Raw genomic sequence first — 18,665 nt, forward strand, 5'->3', positions numbered from 1 at the left:
TCCGTCCGTGGCCCTCGGTGCGCCCGTGTCTGCGAAGCAGAACCTGATGGACCTGGACCGCGAAGGGCTGGAGCGGTTCTTCGTCGGCACGCTGGGCGAACAGAAGTTCCGCGCGCACCAGGTGATGAAGTGGATCCATCACCGCTACGTCACCGACTTCGACCAGATGACCGATCTGGGCAAGACCCTGCGCGCCAAGCTGCAGGAGCATGCGGAGATCGTCGTGCCGCAGGTGGTGTTCGACAAGCCCTCCGCCGACGGCACCCACAAGTGGCTGCTCGGCATGGGCGTGGATGGCAAGAACGCCGTCGAAACCGTCTACATCCCCGACCGTAGCCGGGGCACGCTGTGCGTGTCCTCGCAGGTCGGGTGCGGGCTGAACTGCACGTTCTGCTCCACCGCGACGCAGGGCTTCAACCGCAACCTGACCACCGCCGAGATCATCGGCCAGGTCTGGGTGACCGCGCGCCACCTGGGCAACGTGCCCGCGCAGAACCGTCGCCTCACCAACGTGGTGATGATGGGCATGGGCGAGCCGCTGCTGAATTTCGACAACGTCGTGCGCGCGATGAACATCATGCGCGACGATCTGGGCTACGGCCTGGCCAGCAAGCGCGTGACGCTGTCGACCTCCGGCCTGGTGCCGATGATCGATCGCCTGTCCACCGAGACCGACGTGTCGCTGGCCGTCTCGCTGCACGCGCCCAACGATGCGCTGCGCGAACAGCTGGTGCCGCTCAACAGGAAGTACCCCATCGCCGAGCTGATGGCCTCGTGCGTGCGCTACCTGCGTGCGAACAAGAAGCGCGATTCGGTGACCTTCGAATACACGCTGATGAAGGGCGTCAACGATCAGCCGGAGCACGCGCGCCAGCTGGCGCAGCTGATGCGCAAGTTCAGCAACGCCGCGCAGCTCAAGGACGCCGGCAAGGTCAATCTGATCCCGTTCAATCCATTCCCCGGCACGCGCTACGAGCGGGCGCCGGAAGAAGACATCCGCGCCTTCCAGAAGCTGCTGCTCGATGCGCAGGTGCTGACGATGGTCCGGCGCACCCGGGGCGACGACATCGATGCCGCCTGCGGGCAGTTGAAGGGGCAGGTGATGGACCGCACCCGCCGCCAGGCCGAGTTCCGCCGGCAGTTGCAGGAACAGGGCATCGACGATGCGGCATAAGGCGCTCTGCCTGTTGCTCATCCCCCTCCTGCTGGCCACCGCCTGCAGCCGTTTGACCTTCGTCCGCCCCAAGATGGAGCGCAAGGACGGCGAGCAGATCGCGCAGGACTATTCCGTCAAGGACAGCCCCGAGGTGAAGCGGCGCCAATCCGTGCAGATGATGGTGTCGCGCTCGGTACAGCGCCTGCAGGCGGGCGATCTGGATACGGCGGAGAAGGAGGCCCGCGCCGCCCTGAAGCTGGCACCGGATTCCGCGGACGCGCTGACCCTGCTGGCCGTCCTCGCCGATCGCCGGGGACAGGCCGAGCAGGCCGGGCAGCACTACCGTCGGGCGGCGGAGCTGGCACCGGATCAGGGCGCGATGCAGAACAACTACGGCACCTGGCTGTGCGCCAACGGCTTTCCGGCCGAGTCGCTGGTCTGGTTCGACCGGGCGATACGGGCACCTGGCTACGGCACGCCGGAAGTGGCGCAGGCCAACGCCGGCAACTGCGCCCTGGCCACGGGCCAGGAGGAGCGGGCCGAGCGCGACCTGCGGCAAGCGTTGTCGCGCGACCCGTCCAATGCCACCGCATTGGGCGCGATGGCCGAACTGGAGTTCCGCCGGCAGCAGTACCTGCCGGCGCGCGCCTTCATCGAGCGGAGGCTGGCATCGGCGCCGGCGTCGCTTGCGGTGTTGAAACTCGCATCACAAATCGAGGAAAGACTCGGCGACAAGGCCGCTGCCAGTCGATATGTTCAGCGCATTCGGGCGGAGTTCCCTGACGCGCGGGACGTCACAAACGGGGGAAATGCAGGGTCATGATGGATTCGGTAGGTGGGGGCATGTCGCCGCCGCAGGGGTGCGGTGAGGCGCTGCGGTCGGCGCGTGAGCAGTCCGGCCTGTCGTTGCAGGACGTCAGCCAGCGGCTGAAGATGCCGGTCAGGGTGCTGCAGGCGCTCGAGGCCGGGCAGTGGGACCAGTCCGGCGGCGCCGTGTTCGTCCGCGGACAACTGCGCAGCTATGGGCGCCTGCTCAAGCTGGACGTGGAGCCGTTCCTTGCGCAATCGGAGGCGGTCGTGGCGCCTCCTGCCGTGCTGGTCAGCCATAGTCATACGCCGCGGCTGCAGTACGTCTTCGAGAGCTTCAAGCGCCGCGCGGTCTACGTGGTGCTGACGCTGGTGATCGCCACGCCGGTATGGATGGCGTTGCGCTCCACGGCCGACCCGAGCCCCGAGGCTGCCACGGCCTCGCTCGATGTGCTGCCCGATGCGTCGGTGCCCGCAAGCGGCGGTGCGCCTGCGGCGCGTCCCTCCGGCCGCACGCCTGCAGCGCCTTACGTGGCATCGATGGCGCCGGTGCCGCGGGCGACGGCGCCCTGGCTGTCGTTGTCGTTCAAGGGCGACAGCTGGGTGGAGGTCGATGGGCCCGACGGCCGCAAGGTCGAGCATGCGCTGTTGCGCGCGGGCGACGAGCGCCGCTATGCGGCCGGCGAAGTCGGCCGCATCAAACTGGGCGATGCGACGGCGGTCGAGGTTCAGCAATCGGGTAGTACGGTGGACCTGGCGCCGTACCAGCGCGCGAACGTTGCGCGCTTTACGGTATCCTCTGAGGGTTCCCTAGCGCCGGTCGGTGACTGACCCGCGCGCGGGTCTGTCCACCTAGACCAAGACCCTGCCGAGACGGGGCAAGAGAGCGCATGGCGATTGACGATCTGCTCGACGAGCACGAACAAAGCGAACGTGTCCGCAGCTGGCTGAGGAACAACGGTGCCGGCCTGCTGGGCGGCGTGGCCCTGGGTCTGGCGGTGATCCTCGGCTGGCAGTGGTTGCAGAAGGACCAGGCCGGCAAGAAGGAACAGGCCTACCAGGAATACCAGGCGGCCGTCGAGGGTCTGGCCAAGGGCGACCTGAAGCAGGCGAAGGCCGCCGTGGATGCGCTGTCGAAGAACGACACGCTGTATGCGGATACCGCCGGCCTGCAGCTGGCCAAGGCGCAGGTGCAGGCGGGCGAGCGCGACGCCGCCATCGCCACGTTGCGTGGCCTGACGCCGGACGAGACGATGCGTCCGCTGGTCAATCTGCGCGTGGCGCGCCTGCTGATCGATGCCGGCAAGCACGACGAAGCCCTGAAACTGCTCGACGCGGCCGACGATGCGTCCAGCCTTGAGGTGCGCGGCGACGCGCTGCTTGCCACGGGCAAGGCGAAAGAGGCCCAGGAGGCCTACACGCGTGCGCTCACCACGCTGGATGCGGTGTCCCCGCAGCGCCGGCTGGTCGAACTGAAACTCATCCATGCCGGTGGCACGCCGCCCAAGACCGGGGGTGCGGCATGACGCGCGCGCATCCTGTGGCATCGCGTGTGCTGATGGCGGCCTTGCTGGTGGGCGCCCTGGGCGGCTGCAGCACGATCAAGGGCTGGTTCGGCGGAAAGAAGGCGGATGAGAAGCCGAGCGAACCCGCCGAACTGGTCGACATCACGCCGACGGTGTCGGTGGCGAAACTGTGGAGCGCCAACGCCGGCGAGGGCGAGGGTCGGCTGGGCCTGCAGCAGGCGCCCGTCATCGATGGCGGCCGCGTCTACGCGGCGGCGGTCGAGGGCGGGGTGCGCGCCTTCGACCTGCAGACGGGCAAGCAGGTCTGGCAGTACAAGTCCGACCTGCGCTTCTCCGGTGGCCCCGGCGCAGGCCAGGGCCTGGTGGTGGTGGGCACGCTGGATGGCCACGTGGTGGCCCTGGATGCGGCCACCGGCACGGAGAAATGGCAGGCCAAGGTACCCAACGAGGTCATCGCCGCGCCGGCGGTGGGCCCCCAGAACGTCTTCGTGCGCAGCAACGATGGCCGCGTCACCGCGTTCAGCAACGACACCGGCGAGCGCCGCTGGTTCTGGACCAACGAACTGCCCAGCCTGACCGTGCGCGGCAATGCGCCGGTGGTGATCGGTCCGGGCGTGCTGTTCGTCGGCAGCGACGACGGGACCCTGACCGCGCTGTCCGCCAACGACGGTCGCGAGGTGTGGACACAGACGGTCGGCAGCCCGGAAGGCCGCAGCGAACTGGAGCGCATGGCCGATGTCGATGGCGCGCCGGTACTGGAAAGCACGACGGTGTACGCCACCAGCTTCAAGAAGGAGACCGTGGCCATCGAAGGCCCGTCCGGGCGTCCCCTGTGGACGCGCGACAACGGCGGCGCGGGCGGCCTGGCGGTGACCAGTGGCGCGGTGCTGGTGTCGGACCCGGCGGGTACCGTGTGGGCGCTGGACAAGTACAGCGGCGGCGCGCTGTGGTCCAACACGACGCTCGCGCGCCGCTCGCTGACCGCGCCTACCGTGCATGGCGACTATGCGGTGGTGGGCGACTACGACGGCTACCTGCACTGGATGAAGACGGACAACGGCGAGGTGGTGGGGCGCGCGCGCATCGGTGGCAAGGCCGTGCGCGGCAAGCCGGTCGTGGCCGACGGCATCCTGGTGGTGCAGGACGTGGAAGGCGGGCTGACCGCATTCGGCTTCAAGTGAGTCCGTGGCGGGAGCGGCCTGCCGCTCCCGCGCCTGCATTCCGGAAGGGCCGCCATGCGGCCCTTTTTCGCGGACGGGGGCGTATTCCGATACCATGGCGGCCCGTTCAGAGACCGGAGCGGCCCTGCCACGTGCGCAGCGGCGCGCATCCGGCGACCTTCCCATCCTTCGGTTGCCCCCTGCATGTTGCCCCTCGTCGCCCTGGTGGGCCGCCCCAACGTCGGCAAGTCCACCCTGTTCAATGCGCTGACCCGCAGTCGTGATGCCCTGGTGCACGACCAGCCCGGCGTCACCCGCGACCGCAACTACGGCGTCTGCCGCCTGGATGCCGATGCCCCCTTCCTGGTGGTCGATACGGGCGGCATCGCCGGCGAGGAGGAGGGTCTGGCAGGGGCCACCGCGCGCCAGGCACGCGCGGCCGCGGAAGAGGCGGACCTGGTGCTGTTCATCGTGGACGGGCGCGAAGGGCCCTCCGCGCTGGACGATGAGATCCTTGCGTGGCTGCGCAAGACGGCACGGCCGACCCTGCTGGTGATCAACAAGATCGACGGCATCAACGAATCCACCGCGCTCGCGGACTTCGCCCGCTACGGGTTCGCGGACGTCACCACCATCTCGGCCTCGCATCGCCAGGGCATCGACGACCTGTTGTCCGACGTGCACGCGCGCCTGCCGGAAGAGGGCGCGAGCGAGGCACTGGACGAGGATCCCGCCCGCATGCGCGTCGCCTTCGTCGGCCGTCCCAACGTGGGCAAGTCCACGCTGGTGAACCGCCTGCTCGGCGAAGAACGCATGATCGCCTCCGAAGTGCCGGGCACCACGCGCGATTCCATCGCGGTGGACATGGAACGCGATGGCCGCCAGTACCGCCTGATCGACACCGCCGGCCTGCGCCGCAAGGGCAAGGTGGAAGAAGCGGTCGAGAAGTTCAGCGTGGTCAAGACGCTGCAGGCCATCGAGCAGTGCCAGGTCGCCGTGCTGCTGCTGGATGCCACCGAAGGCGTCACCGACCAGGATGCGAGCGTGCTGGGTGCCGTGCTGGACGCCGGCCGTGCGCTGGTGGTGGCGATCAACAAGTGGGACGGCCTGACCGCCTACCAGCGCGAGCAGGCCGAAGCCCTGCTCGCGCGCAAGCTCGGATTCGTCGAGTGGGCCGAAGCGGTGCGCATTTCCGCGCTGCATGGCTCCGGGCTGCGCGAACTGTTCAAGGCGATCCATCGCGCGCACGCCTCGGCGACCAGGGAGTTCGGCACCAGCGAAGTCAACAAGGCGCTGGAGATCGCGTACGAAACCAACCCGCCGCCGAGCATCCGCGGCCACGTCTCCAAGCTGCGTTACGTGCATCCGGGCGGCGCCAATCCGCCGACCTTCATCGTGCACGGCACCCGCCTGAAGGTGCTGCCGGAATCGTACAAGCGCTACCTGGAGAACTTCTTCCGCAAGCGCTTCAAGCTGGTCGGCACGCCGGTACGCTTCATCTTCCGCGAAGGCGCCAACCCCTACGAAGGCAAGAAGAACGTGCTGACCGAGAAGCAGATCGCCAAGAAGCGCCGCCTGATCCGGCACGTCAAGCGCAAGTGAGCGCATACCCCACCCGCATCGCCCTCGACCACGCCATCGCGCTGATCCGGGATGCGGCGTGGTCGCGTGGTCTGGGTGCCGAGACCCTCGCATTCAACCGCGCCGGCGGCCGCGTGCTGGCGCAGGCGCTGCATGCCGCCATCGATCTGCCGTCGTTCGACAACAGCCGGATGGACGGCGTCGCGTTCGCACATGCCAGCCTGGCGGCCGAGGGCCCGACACGCCTGCGGCTGGTGGGCCAGCAGTACGCGGGCGTGGCCCAGGGGCTGCGCGTGGGTCCCGGCGAATGCGTCCGCATCACCACGGGCGCGCCCTTGCCCGAGGGCACCGACACGGTCGCCATCCGTGAAGACATCCGCGAGGACGATGGCGGCATCGAAGTGCCGGCAGGCCTGCAGCCCGGCGCGGACGTGCGTCGCATCGGCGAGGACGTGGCGGCCGGCACCGAGGTGATGCGCAAGGGCCAGGTGCTGACCCCCGCGCGGATCGGACTGGTCGCGGCCCTGGGCCTGGCGACGCTGCCGGTAGCGCGGCGTCCTACGGTCGCGGTGTTCACCACCGGCGACGAACTGGTGGAACCGGGCATGCCGCTGCTGCCCGGGCAGGTCTACAACAGCAATCGCGACCTGCTGATGGGCCTGCTGCGCGCCGAGGGCCTGGAGCCCACCGCGTGGCCCACGCTGCCCGACGAACCCGAGCGCATGCAGGCCATGCTGGCCGACGCCGCTTCGGCATTCGATGTGGTCATCACCAGCGGCGGCGTGTCGGCGGGGCAGAAGGACCATCTCCCCGGCCTGCTTGGCGCCCACGGCCGCATCGCATTCTGGAAGGTGCGCATGAAACCGGGCATGCCGGTGCTGTTCGGCCAGTGGGATCGGGCGCTGTTCCTCTGCCTGCCAGGCAACCCGGTGTCGACCCTGGCCACGTTCCTCACGCTCGGGCGCGTGCTGCTGGATGGTCTGCAGGGGCGCGACGACCCGCGACCCGCCTGGCAGGCGCGTCTTGGCGCCGGCTGGCGCAAGGGACATGCGCGGCTCGAGTTCCTGCGTGGCCAGCTGATGCCCGATGGCCACGGTGGCCTGCGCGTGCTGCCCAATGCCGCCGATGCCTCCCACCACTTGCGTGCCGCGGCCGACAGCAATGCGCTGATCGTGCTGCCCGAAGGCGCGCACGACTATGCCGAAGGCGACGTCGTCGACGTCATCCCGTACTGAGGCGACACCGCGTTCCAGGCGGTGTGCCGCCATCGTGCGTCCCGTGCGTGATAATCCCTGCATGACGATCCGAGACATTTCCCCTGACGAGGTCGCCCTGTGGCTGGCCGAAGGTGCGGTCTTCATCGACGTGCGTGAGGATCACGAACGTGCCGGTGGGCAGGCGGCCGGTGCGCGCGGCATCGCCAAGGCGCAGTTGCTGGCCGAACCGGAACGCCATGTTGCCGACCGTGCGACGCCCATCGTGCTGATCTGCCAGATGGGCGGGCGTTCGATGGAGGCGGCGCGTGCGCTCGAAGCGGCCGGTTACACGCGGTTGGCGTCCGTGGCCGGCGGCACGCGGCGCTGGCAGGAGGAAGGGCGGCCGACCGTGCGCCTGGAACTGCCCGCCGACAGCATGGATTTCAACGAGCGTTACTCGCGACATCTGCTGCTTGCGGAAGTCGGCGTGGAAGGGCAACGGCGACTGGAGGGTGCGCGGGTACTGATGATCGGTGCGGGCGGTCTGGGATCGCCGGCGGCGTTCTACCTGGCCGCCGCCGGGGTGGGCCATCTGCGCATCGCCGATGACGACGTGGTGGATCGCAGCAACCTGCAGCGGCAGATCCTGCACACCGAAGCGCGCATCGGCCAACCCAAGGTGGCCTCGGCACAGGCCACGCTCGGGGCCCTCAATCCGCGGACGCGGGTGGAGGCAGTGCAGGCGCGCGTGACCTCCGACAACATCGAGTCCCTGCTGGAGGGCGTGGACGTGGTGCTGGACGGGGCGGACAACTTCCCGGTCCGCTACCTGCTCAACGATGCCTGCGTGAAGCTGGGCATCCCGTTGGTGTATGGCGCGGTACAGCGGTTCGAAGGGCAGGTGAGCGTCTTCGATGCGGGTCGTCACCGCGGTGGACTGCCCTGCTATCGCTGCCTGTTCCCGGAGCCGCCGCCGCCGGAGTTCGCGCCGAACTGTGCCGAAGCCGGCGTGCTGGGCGTGCTGCCGGGCGTGATCGGCCTGCTGCAGGCCACCGAGGTCGTCAAGCTGCTGCTCGGCATCGGTGAATCGTTGGCGGGGCGGCTGCTGCAGTTCGATGCGCTGTCCATGCGCTTCCGCGAGACCCGCCTGCGCCATGATCCGGACTGCCCGGTATGCGCAGTCGGCCGGCCTTTCCCCGGCTACATCGACTACGCCGCGTTCTGTCGCGCCGGATAGCCGGTCCCGCGCGTGCTGCGTGGTTGCCCGCGATCGTCGAAGCCGACATCGCGCCTCGTCAACGCAGCACGGCTGAGACAATCGCGTCCGGCGACATCCGGTAGACTCGCGGCATGAGTGCAGAATCCGGTGCCAGCCAGCTGGTGAGCGTCGTCGCCCTGCTGGGCGCGGCGGTGGTGACGGTGCCGATCTTCCGGCGCCTGGGTCTGGGTTCGGTGCTGGGCTATCTGGCGGCCGGCCTGGCGATCGGTCCGTTCGGACTGGAATGGTTCAACGACCCGCAGTCCATCCTGCACGTTGCCGAGCTGGGCGTGGTGATGTTCCTGTTCGTCATCGGCCTGGAGATGCGGCCCAGCCACCTGTGGAGCCTGCGCAGGCAGATCTTCGGCCTGGGTGCGCTGCAGATCACGGTGTGCACGGTGTTGCTGACCGGCGTGGGCCTGGCCTTCGGCTATCCCCTGGCCGTTTCCTTCATCGGGGGCATGGGTTTCGTGCTGACCTCCACGGCCGTGGTAATGCAGCTGCTGGCCGAGCGCGGCGACGTGGCCCTGCCGCACGGGCAGAAGGTGGTCTCGATCCTGCTGTTCGAAGACCTGTTGATCGTGCCGTTGCTGGTGCTGGTGGCGTTCATGTCGCCGCAGGTGGTGCAGCCCGAGGAAGGCTCGCGCTGGCTGGCGATCGGCGTCGGGGTGGCTTCGCTGGCCGGCCTGGTGGCCGCGGGTATCTGGCTGCTCAACCCCCTGTTCCGGGTGCTGGCGGCGGCGAAGGCGCGGGAAGTCATGACGGCGGCGGCATTGCTGGTCGTGCTGGGTGCCGCGCTGCTGATGCAGCTGGGTGGGTTGTCGATGGCGATGGGCGCGTTCCTGGCGGGCGTGCTGTTGTCGGAATCGACCTTCCGCCACCAGATCGAAGCCGACATCGAACCGTTCCGCGGCATCCTGCTGGGCCTGTTCTTCCTCGGCGTGGGCATGGCGCTGGACCTGGGCGTGGTGGCCAGCAACTGGCCGCTGATCGTCGGCGCCGTGCTGGCGATGATGGTGGTCAAGGCGGCGTGCATCTACGCGGTGGCGCGGGTGACGCGCAGCCCGCATGCCGAAGCGCTGGACCGTGCGGTGCTGATGGCGCAGGGCGGCGAGTTCGCCTTCGTGCTGTTCGCGGCAGCCGCGGCGGCCGGCATCATCGACGCCACCGTCAATGCCAACCTCACCGCCATCGTGGTGCTGTCGATGGCGCTGACGCCGCTGTTCGTGCTGCTGCTGCGCCGCTTCACCCACCCGGATGCACCGTCGATGGAGGGCATCGAGGAGGCCAATGGACTCAGCGGCAGCGTACTGATCATCGGCTTCGGCCGCTTCGGCCAGGTGATGAGCCAGTCGCTGCTGGCCCGCGACGTGGACGTGACCATCATCGACACCGACATCGAGATGATCCGCAGCGCGGAAGAGTTCGGTTTCAAGATCTACTACGGCGACGGCACCCGGCTGGACGTACTGCGGGCCTGCGGTGCGCAGACCGCCCAGTCCATCGCGATCTGCATCGACGACAAGGACGCGGCCAACCGCATCGTCGAACTGGTCAGGCACGAGTTCCCGCAGGCGCAGGTGCTGGTGCGCTCCTTCGACCGCGAGCATTCGCTCGCGCTGATCGGCGCCGGCGTCGACTATCAGATCCGCGAGACGTTCGAGTCCGCGGTGGAGTTCGGCAAGGCGGCATTGATGAGCGTGGGCGCTTCGCGCGAGGATGCGGAGACCATCGCCCTGGAAATCCGCCGACGCGATGCCGAACGGCTGGAACTGGAGATCGCCGGCGGCGACCTGCGTTCCGGCATCCCGGCGCTGTACGGCAACGCGAAACACGCCAAGCCCACGCCCACGCCGTTCACCAAGCCCAAGCGCGAAGCGAAGGCGCTCAACGAGGAAGCCGCCGGGATCATCGGCGAAGAAGAGGAATAGCCGGCGCGCTCAGTCGGCGCCGGTCGCCAGGAAATCGCCGATGGCCGACCAGTAGGCGGGGTCGAGCGACAGGTCGTCATGGCCGGCCGTGGGGAAATCCATCACCTGCGCCGGCCGCCCGAGCGCCTGGAGCAGCCGGTCGGTGTGCACGGGCGGCACCACACGGTCCTGGCCCGCGCGCAGGACCAGCAGCCTCCCCTGATGACGCGGCAGGCGTGCGGCCGAGTCGTACCGGTCATGAAGCAGCAGCCGGACCGGGAAGACCGGGTAATGCGCCTGGGCGACCGCCGCCAGGCTGTCGAACGGGGTCACCAGCACCAGGGCGGACACCTTGCGTTGGGCAGCGACCCAGGTCGCCACGCCACTGCCCAGGCTGCGACCGACCACGGCGATCCGGCCGCCGGGATGCAGTTTGGCGATGTCGTCGTGCAGGGCCAGGGCGTCGGCCAGCAGGTCGGCCTCGGTCGGTTCGCCATCGCTGGCCCCATAACCGCGGTACGCGACCAGATACACCGTGTGCGAGGGCAGGGCGCGCATGAACGACTCCCGGCTTTCCTCGACCGACTCGGCATTGCCGCCGAAGTACAGCACGGCGTCCCGGCGGCCGGGATTGACGACCCAGCCGCGCAGGACCACCTCCTGCCGCGCCAGGGCGAAGTCCGTCTGCGCGGCGTCCACCCGGGTGAATTGCGGGTAGTAGATCAATCGGCGCTGCTGCAGGTACAGCAGCGCGCACAGGGCGACATAGGCGGCGAAGGCGGCGCCGGCCATCCACGCCAGCATCCGCTGAGGCCTAGCCATGCCGCTCCTGTGCCGCCTTGAACGCGGCCAGCTGTTCCGGGCTGGCTTCGCGCTGGTGGCGCGTCTTCCACTCGGCGAAGGGCATGCCGTAGATGCGTTCGCGCGCCTGTTCCTTGTCCATCGGCATGCCGGCTTCGTGGGCGGCCTGGAGGTACCAGTCGGCCAGGCAGTTGCGGCAGAAGCCGGCCAGGATCATCAGGTCGATGTTCTGCACATCGGTGCGCTCCTGGTTGAGATGCTTGAGCAGGCGGCGGAAGGCGGCGGCTTCCAGGGCGTCGGTGTCGGTCATGGGGCTGGCGGGTCGCGTTGGGGTGGGGGAATCGGGGACAATAGGCGCCGACTCTACACCGCGCTTCCCCATGACTGCCCGAATCCTGGACGGCCGCCGCATCGCCGAGAACCTGCTGGACGAACTGAAGGTCCGGGTGGACGCGCGGGTGGCGGCGGGCATGGCGCGGCCCGGGCTGGCGGTGGTGCTGGTGGGCGGCGACCCGGCCTCGGCCGTCTACGTGCGCAACAAGCGCCGGGCCGCGGAGAAGGTCGGCATCGAGGCCTTCGACCACGACCTGCCCGCCGGCACATCCGAGGCGCAGCTGCTGGCCCTGATCGACCAGCTGAATGCCGATCCGAAGATCCACGGCATCCTCATCCAGCTGCCGCTGCCGGGCATTCCCGACGCCAGCCGCCTGATCGAGCGCATCGACCCGCGCAAGGACGTGGACGGGTTCCATCCGGCCAACGTCGGCCACCTGGCCCTGCGCCAGTTCGGCCTGCGTCCCTGCACGCCGCGCGGTATCACCACGCTGCTGGGCTATACCGACCAGCCGGTCCGCGGCCGCAACGCCACCATCGTGGGCGTCAGCAACCATGTGGGCCGCCCGATGGCGCTGGAACTGCTGATCGCCGGGTGCACCGTGACCAGCTGCCACAAGTTCACCCCCCGCGAGGTGCTGCAGGCCCGCGTCGGCGATGCCGACATCCTGGTGGTCGCGGCGGGCAAACCGGGCCTGATTCCCGGCGAATGGGTCAAACCGGGCGCGGTGGTGATCGATGTCGGCATCAACCGGCTGGACGACGGCCGCCTGGTGGGCGACGTCGGTTTCGATGCGGCGGCGGAGCGGGCCAGCTGGATCACCCCGGTCCCGGGCGGCGTAGGTCCGATGACCGTCGCCACGCTGATGCAGAACACCCTGGAAGCGGCCGAAGCGGGCCTTTGAAGCGCGTCCGGGGGCGTGGTGGGAGCGACGCCGGCCGCGATGCGGCTGTCCGGGCGCTTCATCGCGACTGACGCCGCGCCCACGGGGAAAGCAGCGTTCCGCCAGCGGCGGACTCCGGAAGCCCCGTCGATCAGGGTATAATGCCGCGCTTCCCCAACTCTCCCGGGCCCGCCGATGCTGCGCATCCAGGCTGAAGCACTGACGTACGACGACGTTTCCCTCGTCCCCGCCCATTCCACGGTCCTGCCCAAGGATGTCAGCCTGGAGACGCGCCTCACGCGCGACCTGCGGCTGAAGCTGCCGATCGTTTCGGCCGCCATGGATACCGTCACCGAAGCGCGCCTGGCCATCGCCATGGCCCAGTTGGGCGGCATCGGCATCCTGCACAAGAACCTGACCGTCGAACAGCAGGCCGCCGAAGTGGCCAAGGTCAAGAAGTTCGAGGCCGGCGTGATCAAGGAGCCCTTCACCGTCGGGCCCGAAACCACCATCGCCGAAGTGCTCAAGCTCACCCGTGCACGCAACATCTCCGGCGTACCGGTGGTCGACGGCGGCCAGCTGGTCGGCATCGTCACCAGCCGCGACATGCGCTTCGAGAAGAAGCTCGACGACCCGGTGCGCCACATCATGACCAAGAAGGATCGCCTGGTCACGGTGAAGGAAGGCGCCAGCGACGACGAAGTGCTGCAACTGCTGCACAAGCACCGCATCGAGAAGGTGCTGGTGGTGAACGACGCCTTCGACCTGCGCGGCCTGATCACCGTCAAGGACATCCAGAAGAAGACCGACAACCCCAACGCCGCCAAGGACAGCGCCAGCCGCCTGGTCGTGGGCGCGGCCGTCGGCGTGGGCGGCGATACCGACCAGCGCGTCGAAGCGCTGGTAGCCGCCGGTGTGGACGTGATCATCGTCGACACCGCGCACGGCCATTCGCAGGGCGTGCTGGACCGCGTGGCCTGGGTCAAGAAGCGCTTCCCGCAGATCCAGGTGATCGGCGGCAACATCGTCACCGGCGATGCCGCGCTGGCGCTGATGGATGCCGGCGCCGACGCGGTGAAGGTCGGCGTGGGCCCGGGCTCGATCTGCACCACCCGCATGGTGGCTGGCGTGGGCGTGCCGCAGATCACCGCCATCGACATGGTGGCCGAAGCCCTGCAGGACCGCATTCCGTTGATCGCCGACGGCGGCATCCGCTACTCGGGCGACATCGGCAAGGCGATCGCCGCGGGGGCCTCGACGGTGATGATCGGCGGCCTGTTCGCGGGCACCGAGGAAGCGCCGGGCGAAGTCGAACTGTTCCAGGGCCGCAGCTACAAGAGCTACCGCGGCATGGGCAGCCTGGGCGCGATGGAGAAGGGGTCCAAGGACCGTTACTTTCAGGACGCCAGCGACGCCGACAAGCTGGTGCCGGAAGGCATCGAGGGCCGCGTGCCTTACCGCGGTTCTGTCGGCGGCATCATCCACCAGCTCGTCGGCGGCCTGCGCGCCACGATGGGCTACGTGGGCTGCGCGACCATCGAGGAGATGCGCGCCAGGCCCAAGTTCGTGGTGATCACCGGCGCCGGCCAGCGCGAGAGCCACGTGCACGACGTGCAGATCACCAAGGAACCACCGAATTATCGGATGGGATAAAGACAAGGAACGAGTTGAGAGGAACGAGGAACGAGTGTCCGAGTTCCTCTTTCTCTATCCGCCGTTTCGCCCTTGCTCGATCCTCGTTCCTCGTTCCTCCCCACTCGTTTCTGGCTCCATGACCAACATCCACACCGACAAGATCCTCATCCTCGATTTCGGCGCGCAGTACACGCAGCTGATCGCCCGCCGCATCCGCGAGATCGGCGTCTACTGCGAAATCTGGGCCTGGGACCACGATCCCGAGGAGATCGCGAAGTTCGGCGCCAAGGGCATCATCCTGTCCGGCGGCCCGGAATCCACGACCCAGCACGGCGCACCCGCGGCACCGCAGCAGGTGTTCGACAGCGGCCTGCCGATCCTGGGCATCTGCTACGGCATGCAGACCCTGGCCGCGCAGCTGGGCGGGGCGACGGAAGCGGCGGATGCGCGCGAGTTCGGCCACGCCGAAGTGCAGCTGGTCGCACACGATGCGCTGCTCGGCGGCCTGAGCGACCACCAGGGCGAGCCGCGCATCGATGTGTGGATGAGCCATGGCGACCATGTCGCCCAGGCGCCGCCGGGCTGGACGATCACCGCCACCACCGACCGCATTCCGGTCGCGGCGATGGCGCTGGAGGAAAAGCGCTGGTACGGCGTGCAGTTCCATCCCGAAGTGACGCACACCAAGCAGGGCCAGACGCTGCTGCGCCGTTTCGTCGCCGAGATCTGCGGCTGCCAGACGCTGTGGACGGCCGCCAACATCATCGAGGACCAGATCGCCCGCGTGCGTGAGCAGGTGGGTTCGGACGAGGTGATCCTGGGCCTGTCCGGCGGCGTGGATTCGTCGGTGGTCGCCGCGCTGCTGCACAAGGCCATCGGCGACCAGCTGACCTGCGTGTTCGTCGATACCGGCCTGCTGCGCTGGCAGGAGGGCGACCAGGTGATGGCGATGTTCGCCGAGCACATGGGCGTGAAGGTCGTGCGCGTCAACGCCGCCGACCGCTACTTCAAGGCGCTGGCAGGGGTCGCCGACCCGGAAGCCAAGCGCAAGATCATCGGCAACCTGTTCGTCGAGATCTTCGAGGAAGAATCGAACAAGCTGAAGAACGCCCGGTGGCTGGCGCAGGGCACCATCTACCCGGACGTCATCGAGTCCGCCGGCAGCAAGACCGGCAAGGCGCACGTCATCAAGAGCCACCACAACGTCGGCGGCCTGCCCGAGCACATGAAGCTGGGCCTGGTGGAGCCGCTGCGCGAGCTGTTCAAGGACGAAGTGCGCCGCCTCGGCGTCGAACTCGGCCTGCCGCGCACGATGGTCTACCGCCATCCGTTCCCGGGCCCGGGCCTGGGCGTGCGCATCCTGGGCGAAGTGAAGCCCGAGTACGCCGAGCTGCTGGCCAGGGCCGATGCGATCTTCATCGACGAACTGCGCAAGGCCGACCTGTACGACAGGACCTCGCAGGCCTTCGCCGTCTTCCTGCCGGTGAAGTCGGTGGGCGTGGTCGGCGACGCGCGCGCTTACGAATGGGTCATCGCGCTGCGTGCGGTCGAGACCATCGACTTCATGACGGCGCACTGGGCGCACTTGCCGTACGAGTTCCTCGGCACCGTGTCCAACCGCATCATCAACGAACTGCGCGGCATCTCGCGCGTGGTCTACGACATCTCGGGCAAGCCGCCGGCCACCATCGAGTGGGAGTGATGGCCGGTCTCGACGACGAGCACTGGATGCGCCACGCCTTCGCGCTGGCGGACCGGGCCGAGCGCGAATTCGACGAGATCCCGGTGGGGGCCGTCCTGGTCGGCGCCGACGGTCAGGTGCTGGGCGAGGGATGGAACCGCAACATTGCCGACCACGACCCCACGGCCCACGCCGAGATCGTGGCGCTGCGCGAGGCGGGGCGGGCGCTGGGCAACCATCGCCTGGTGGGCTGCACCCTCTACGTGACGCTGGAGCCCTGCGCCATGTGCGCGATGGCGCTGGTGCACGCGCGCGTCGCGCGGGTGGTGTACGGCGCCTCCGATCCGAAGACGGGCGCCTGCGGCAGCGTGTTCGACCTGATCGCCGACCCCCGGCACAACCACCGCATCGACGTGGTGGCGGGCGTGCTGGGCGAAGAGGCCGGGCGCCGGCTGACCAACTATTTCCGCGCCAAGCGCGGGCGGCCGCCGGTCTAGGCCAGCGGGGCGGGCGTCTTCCGCTTCACCTTGCGGTGGTCCATCTCTTCGTTGATGGCGGTGACCGCCAACGTGGATTCGCGCGCCAGCAGCAGGCTGGCCGCAAGCATCGCGACAACGCCCACCGCGGCCAGCCAGGTGGGCACCGAGCCCAGCCGGTGGCCGGTAAAGGTGTCCACCGCCACGGCCAGGCTGGTGCCCACGAAGCAGCTGATGGCGCCGTACAACAGCTGTCCCGCGCGCAGGATGATCAGGCTGCGCTGGCGCTGCAACGCGATGCGGCCTTCCAGCAGCGTGCGGTCGGCGTCCTCCTCGACCTCGCCCAGTTCGCGCAACAGCGTGCGGGCACGGTCGATGATGCGCGCCAGGCGGTTGTTGGCGGAAAGCAGCAGCGAGGCGGTCGCCGTCAGGAAGAACGCCGGGGCCAGCATCGCAGTCAGCACGGCGTGGTCGGTGGAAGGAGTCATGGGCCGGTCGCGGGGAAGGTCTGCGTTATGATGACACGATGCGGTTCGTCCGCATTCCCGGCGTGGATTCCCGGGCTCTTCTTCCGTCACGGACCGCTGCATGGCCTCGCACAACTCGCATACCGACCGCCTGATCTGGATCGACCTGGAAATGACCGGCCTGGACACGGACCGCGACTCCATCCTCGAGATCGCCACGGTGGTGACCGATTCGCGCCTGAACATCCTGGCCGAAGGCCCCGAATTCGCCATTGCGCATCCGGTGGCGGTGCTGGAGGCCATGGACGACTGGAACCGCAACCAGCACGGCAGGTCCGGCCTGTGGAAGCGGGTGGTGGAGAGCGGGGTGACGCTGGGCCAGGCCGAGGCGCAGACGGTCGCCTTCCTTGCCGAGTGGGTACCGTCGGGCGCCTCGCCGATGTGCGGCAACTCGATCTGCCAGGACCGCCGTTTCCTGCACCGGCTGATGCCCCGGCTGGAGAAGTACTTCCACTACCGCAACCTGGATGTCAGCACCCTCAAGGAACTGGCCCGCCGCTGGGCGCCGCCGGTGCTGGAAGGCGTGCGCAAGCAGGCCAGCCACACGGCCTTGAGCGACGTGCGCGATTCCATCGAAGAGCTGCGCCACTATCGCAGGCACATGGCGGCGCTCGCCGGCGAGTGAGGTAGCGTGCGCCATGCGCACGTCCTGTCCTGTGCAGCCCTCATCGCGCGTCGTGCGCGCAGCGCACGCTAGGTGGCCGGCGTGGCCACGTCGCCGTCGTCGGCGACGCCCCGGGTGATGATGTCGGTCAGCGGCGTGCCGTCGCCGTTGTGGTGGTACACGTGCAGGTCGCGCTGCGGGTACGGGATGTTCAGGCCGTTGCCGATGATTTCGGTACGCACGGCTTCGGTGAGATCGCTCCTGGTCTCACCGAAATCCGGGGTCTTCGTCCAGGCCAGCAGGATCAGGTCGACACTGCTTTCGCTCAGCTTGCTGACGATCACGCTGGGCGCCGGCTCATCCAGCACCCGCGGGTGGTCGTTCGCCAGTTTCAGCAGGACGGCCTTGGCCTGCTTGAGGTCGTCCTCGTAGCCCACGCCCACGGGGATGTCGATGCGGCGGTGCGGCTTGGCGGTGAAGTTGATGATGGGTGCGGTGGTGATCAGGCTGTTGGGCAGCACGATCAGGCGGTTGTCGAGCGTGCGCATCCGGGTCTGGAAGATGCGGACCTCTTCGATGATGCCTTCCAGCCCCGCCGCCTGCACGTAGTCGCCGTCGCGGAACGGGCGCAGCACGATCAGCATCACGCCCGAGGCGATGTTGGACAGCGAGTCCTTCAGGGCCAGGCCCACGGCCAGGCCGGCGGCGCCCAGCACGGCCAGCATCGAGGTGGGGTTCACGCCCAGCGAGGTGAGCGCGGTGATGATCACCAGCACCATCATAGCGGCGTAGCTGGCGCGGCGCAGGAAACCGCCCAGCGTGGCGTCCGCGTGGGTACGTCCCAGCATGCGTTCCAGGCCCGTGCTCAGGCGCTTGGCCAGCCACATGCCCGCCAGGAAGATGACGACGGCGGCCAGCAGCTTCAGGCCCCAGGTCTCCAGCAACTGCAGCCAGTCGATGCCGCGCAGTTCCTGCATGAAGGCGGCCGGTTGGGTGGGGATGTCGGGGAGGACGGGCGGGGTATTGGCAGGGCTGGACATCGGGCTTCCGGAAATGAAGCACGCCCCGTCGGGGGCGTGCAATGGCATGCGGCGATGGTAACCGCCTTCGGGTGAAGGCGGTTGCGGGCG

Annotated in this window: 18 protein-coding genes; 14 read left to right on the forward strand and 4 right to left on the reverse strand. The window is 68.6% G+C overall.

Translation table 11 applies throughout. The features are described 5' to 3' along the window. Positions 1–46 precede the first annotated feature (46 nt). The 9 genes from rlmN (at position 47) to MUU77_RS08935 (ending at position 10,615) form a co-directional block, all read left to right on the forward strand. Complete coding sequence (gene rlmN / locus MUU77_RS08895; RefSeq protein ID WP_245094360.1) at positions 47–1,174, forward strand: 23S rRNA (adenine(2503)-C(2))-methyltransferase RlmN; 1,128 nt, start codon at positions 47–49, stop codon at positions 1,172–1,174. A 13-nt stretch (positions 1,175–1,187) separates the two neighbouring features. Beyond that, positions 1,188–1,979 (forward strand): type IV pilus biogenesis/stability protein PilW, encoded by a 792-nt coding sequence (gene pilW / locus MUU77_RS08900; protein ID WP_245093920.1) that lies wholly within the window; start codon positions 1,188–1,190, stop codon positions 1,977–1,979. Positions 1,980–1,999: 20 nt separating this feature from the next. Continuing rightward, on the forward strand, positions 2,000–2,794 hold the full coding sequence (locus MUU77_RS08905; protein WP_245093922.1) for a helix-turn-helix domain-containing protein: 795 nt from the start codon (positions 2,000–2,002) through the stop codon (positions 2,792–2,794). Between the two features lie 59 nt (positions 2,795–2,853). Then, the gene (locus MUU77_RS08910; RefSeq protein WP_245093924.1) at positions 2,854–3,489 is read left to right on the forward strand and encodes a tetratricopeptide repeat protein; all 636 of its coding nucleotides are present in this window, start codon (positions 2,854–2,856) and stop codon (positions 3,487–3,489) included. Then, complete coding sequence (gene bamB, locus MUU77_RS08915; protein WP_245093926.1) at positions 3,486–4,670, forward strand: outer membrane protein assembly factor BamB; 1,185 nt, start codon at positions 3,486–3,488, stop codon at positions 4,668–4,670. The genes MUU77_RS08910 and bamB overlap by 4 nt, the downstream gene beginning before the upstream one ends. Before the next feature lie 183 nt (positions 4,671–4,853). Beyond that, positions 4,854–6,251, forward strand: coding sequence for a ribosome biogenesis GTPase Der (gene der / locus MUU77_RS08920; RefSeq protein WP_245093928.1), 1,398 nt, complete (start codon positions 4,854–4,856; stop codon positions 6,249–6,251). Further along, positions 6,248–7,465 (forward strand): gephyrin-like molybdotransferase Glp, encoded by a 1,218-nt coding sequence (glp, locus tag MUU77_RS08925; RefSeq protein ID WP_245093938.1) that lies wholly within the window; start codon positions 6,248–6,250, stop codon positions 7,463–7,465. The genes der and glp overlap by 4 nt, the downstream gene beginning before the upstream one ends. 61 nt (positions 7,466–7,526) lie before the next feature. Beyond that, positions 7,527–8,663, forward strand: a complete 1,137-nt coding sequence (gene moeB, locus MUU77_RS08930) for a molybdopterin-synthase adenylyltransferase MoeB (protein ID WP_245093940.1) — start codon at positions 7,527–7,529, stop codon at positions 8,661–8,663. 113 nt (positions 8,664–8,776) lie between these two features. Next, positions 8,777–10,615, forward strand: coding sequence for a monovalent cation:proton antiporter-2 (CPA2) family protein (locus MUU77_RS08935; protein ID WP_245093942.1), 1,839 nt, complete (start codon positions 8,777–8,779; stop codon positions 10,613–10,615). A gap of 9 nt (positions 10,616–10,624) precedes the next feature. On the opposite strand, the gene MUU77_RS08940 is transcribed toward MUU77_RS08935, so the two are convergent. Further along, a complete protein-coding gene (locus tag MUU77_RS08940; protein ID WP_245093944.1) occupies positions 10,625–11,416 on the reverse strand; it encodes an alpha/beta fold hydrolase in 792 nt (263 codons plus the stop codon). Beyond that, positions 11,409–11,705, reverse strand: coding sequence for a DUF1244 domain-containing protein (locus tag MUU77_RS08945; RefSeq protein ID WP_245093946.1), 297 nt, complete (start codon positions 11,703–11,705; stop codon positions 11,409–11,411). Before MUU77_RS08945 ends, MUU77_RS08940 begins: the two co-directional genes overlap by 8 nt. A 70-nt stretch (positions 11,706–11,775) precedes the next feature. Between MUU77_RS08945 and folD the strand changes: the two genes are divergently transcribed. The 4 genes from folD to tadA all read left to right on the forward strand — a co-directional run bounded on the left by folD (position 11,776) and on the right by tadA (position 16,425). Beyond that, positions 11,776–12,633 carry a bifunctional methylenetetrahydrofolate dehydrogenase/methenyltetrahydrofolate cyclohydrolase FolD gene (gene folD / locus MUU77_RS08950; RefSeq protein WP_245093948.1) on the forward strand — a complete coding sequence of 286 codons (858 nt, stop codon included), beginning with the start codon at positions 11,776–11,778 and terminating at the stop codon, positions 12,631–12,633. Positions 12,634–12,807: 174 nt separating this feature from the next. Beyond that, complete coding sequence (guaB, locus tag MUU77_RS08955; protein WP_245093950.1) at positions 12,808–14,265, forward strand: IMP dehydrogenase; 1,458 nt, start codon at positions 12,808–12,810, stop codon at positions 14,263–14,265. Between the two features lie 118 nt (positions 14,266–14,383). Then, positions 14,384–15,949 carry a glutamine-hydrolyzing GMP synthase gene (gene guaA / locus MUU77_RS08960; RefSeq protein WP_245093952.1) on the forward strand — a complete coding sequence of 522 codons (1,566 nt, stop codon included), beginning with the start codon at positions 14,384–14,386 and terminating at the stop codon, positions 15,947–15,949. After that, on the forward strand, positions 15,949–16,425 hold the full coding sequence (tadA, locus tag MUU77_RS08965) for a tRNA adenosine(34) deaminase TadA (protein WP_245093954.1): 477 nt from the start codon (positions 15,949–15,951) through the stop codon (positions 16,423–16,425). Before guaA ends, tadA begins: the two co-directional genes overlap by 1 nt. On the opposite strand, the gene MUU77_RS08970 is transcribed toward tadA, so the two are convergent. After that, complete coding sequence (locus MUU77_RS08970) at positions 16,422–16,892, reverse strand: DUF2721 domain-containing protein (protein WP_245093956.1); 471 nt, start codon at positions 16,890–16,892, stop codon at positions 16,422–16,424. The genes tadA and MUU77_RS08970 overlap by 4 nt on opposite strands. Before the next feature lie 100 nt (positions 16,893–16,992). Here MUU77_RS08970 and orn point away from each other — a divergent pair, with 100 nt between their 5' ends. After that, complete coding sequence (orn, locus tag MUU77_RS08975; protein WP_245093958.1) at positions 16,993–17,556, forward strand: oligoribonuclease; 564 nt, start codon at positions 16,993–16,995, stop codon at positions 17,554–17,556. Between the two features lie 68 nt (positions 17,557–17,624). Here the strand turns inward: orn and MUU77_RS08980 are convergent, their stop codons facing one another. Continuing rightward, a complete protein-coding gene (locus MUU77_RS08980) occupies positions 17,625–18,575 on the reverse strand; it encodes a mechanosensitive ion channel domain-containing protein (RefSeq protein ID WP_245093960.1) in 951 nt (316 codons plus the stop codon). Between the last annotated feature and the right edge of the window lie 90 nt (positions 18,576–18,665).

Origin of the sequence: Pseudoxanthomonas sp. F37, assembly GCF_022965755.1 — a bacterium.
Taxonomy (GTDB): Bacteria; Pseudomonadota; Gammaproteobacteria; order Xanthomonadales; family Xanthomonadaceae; genus Pseudoxanthomonas_A.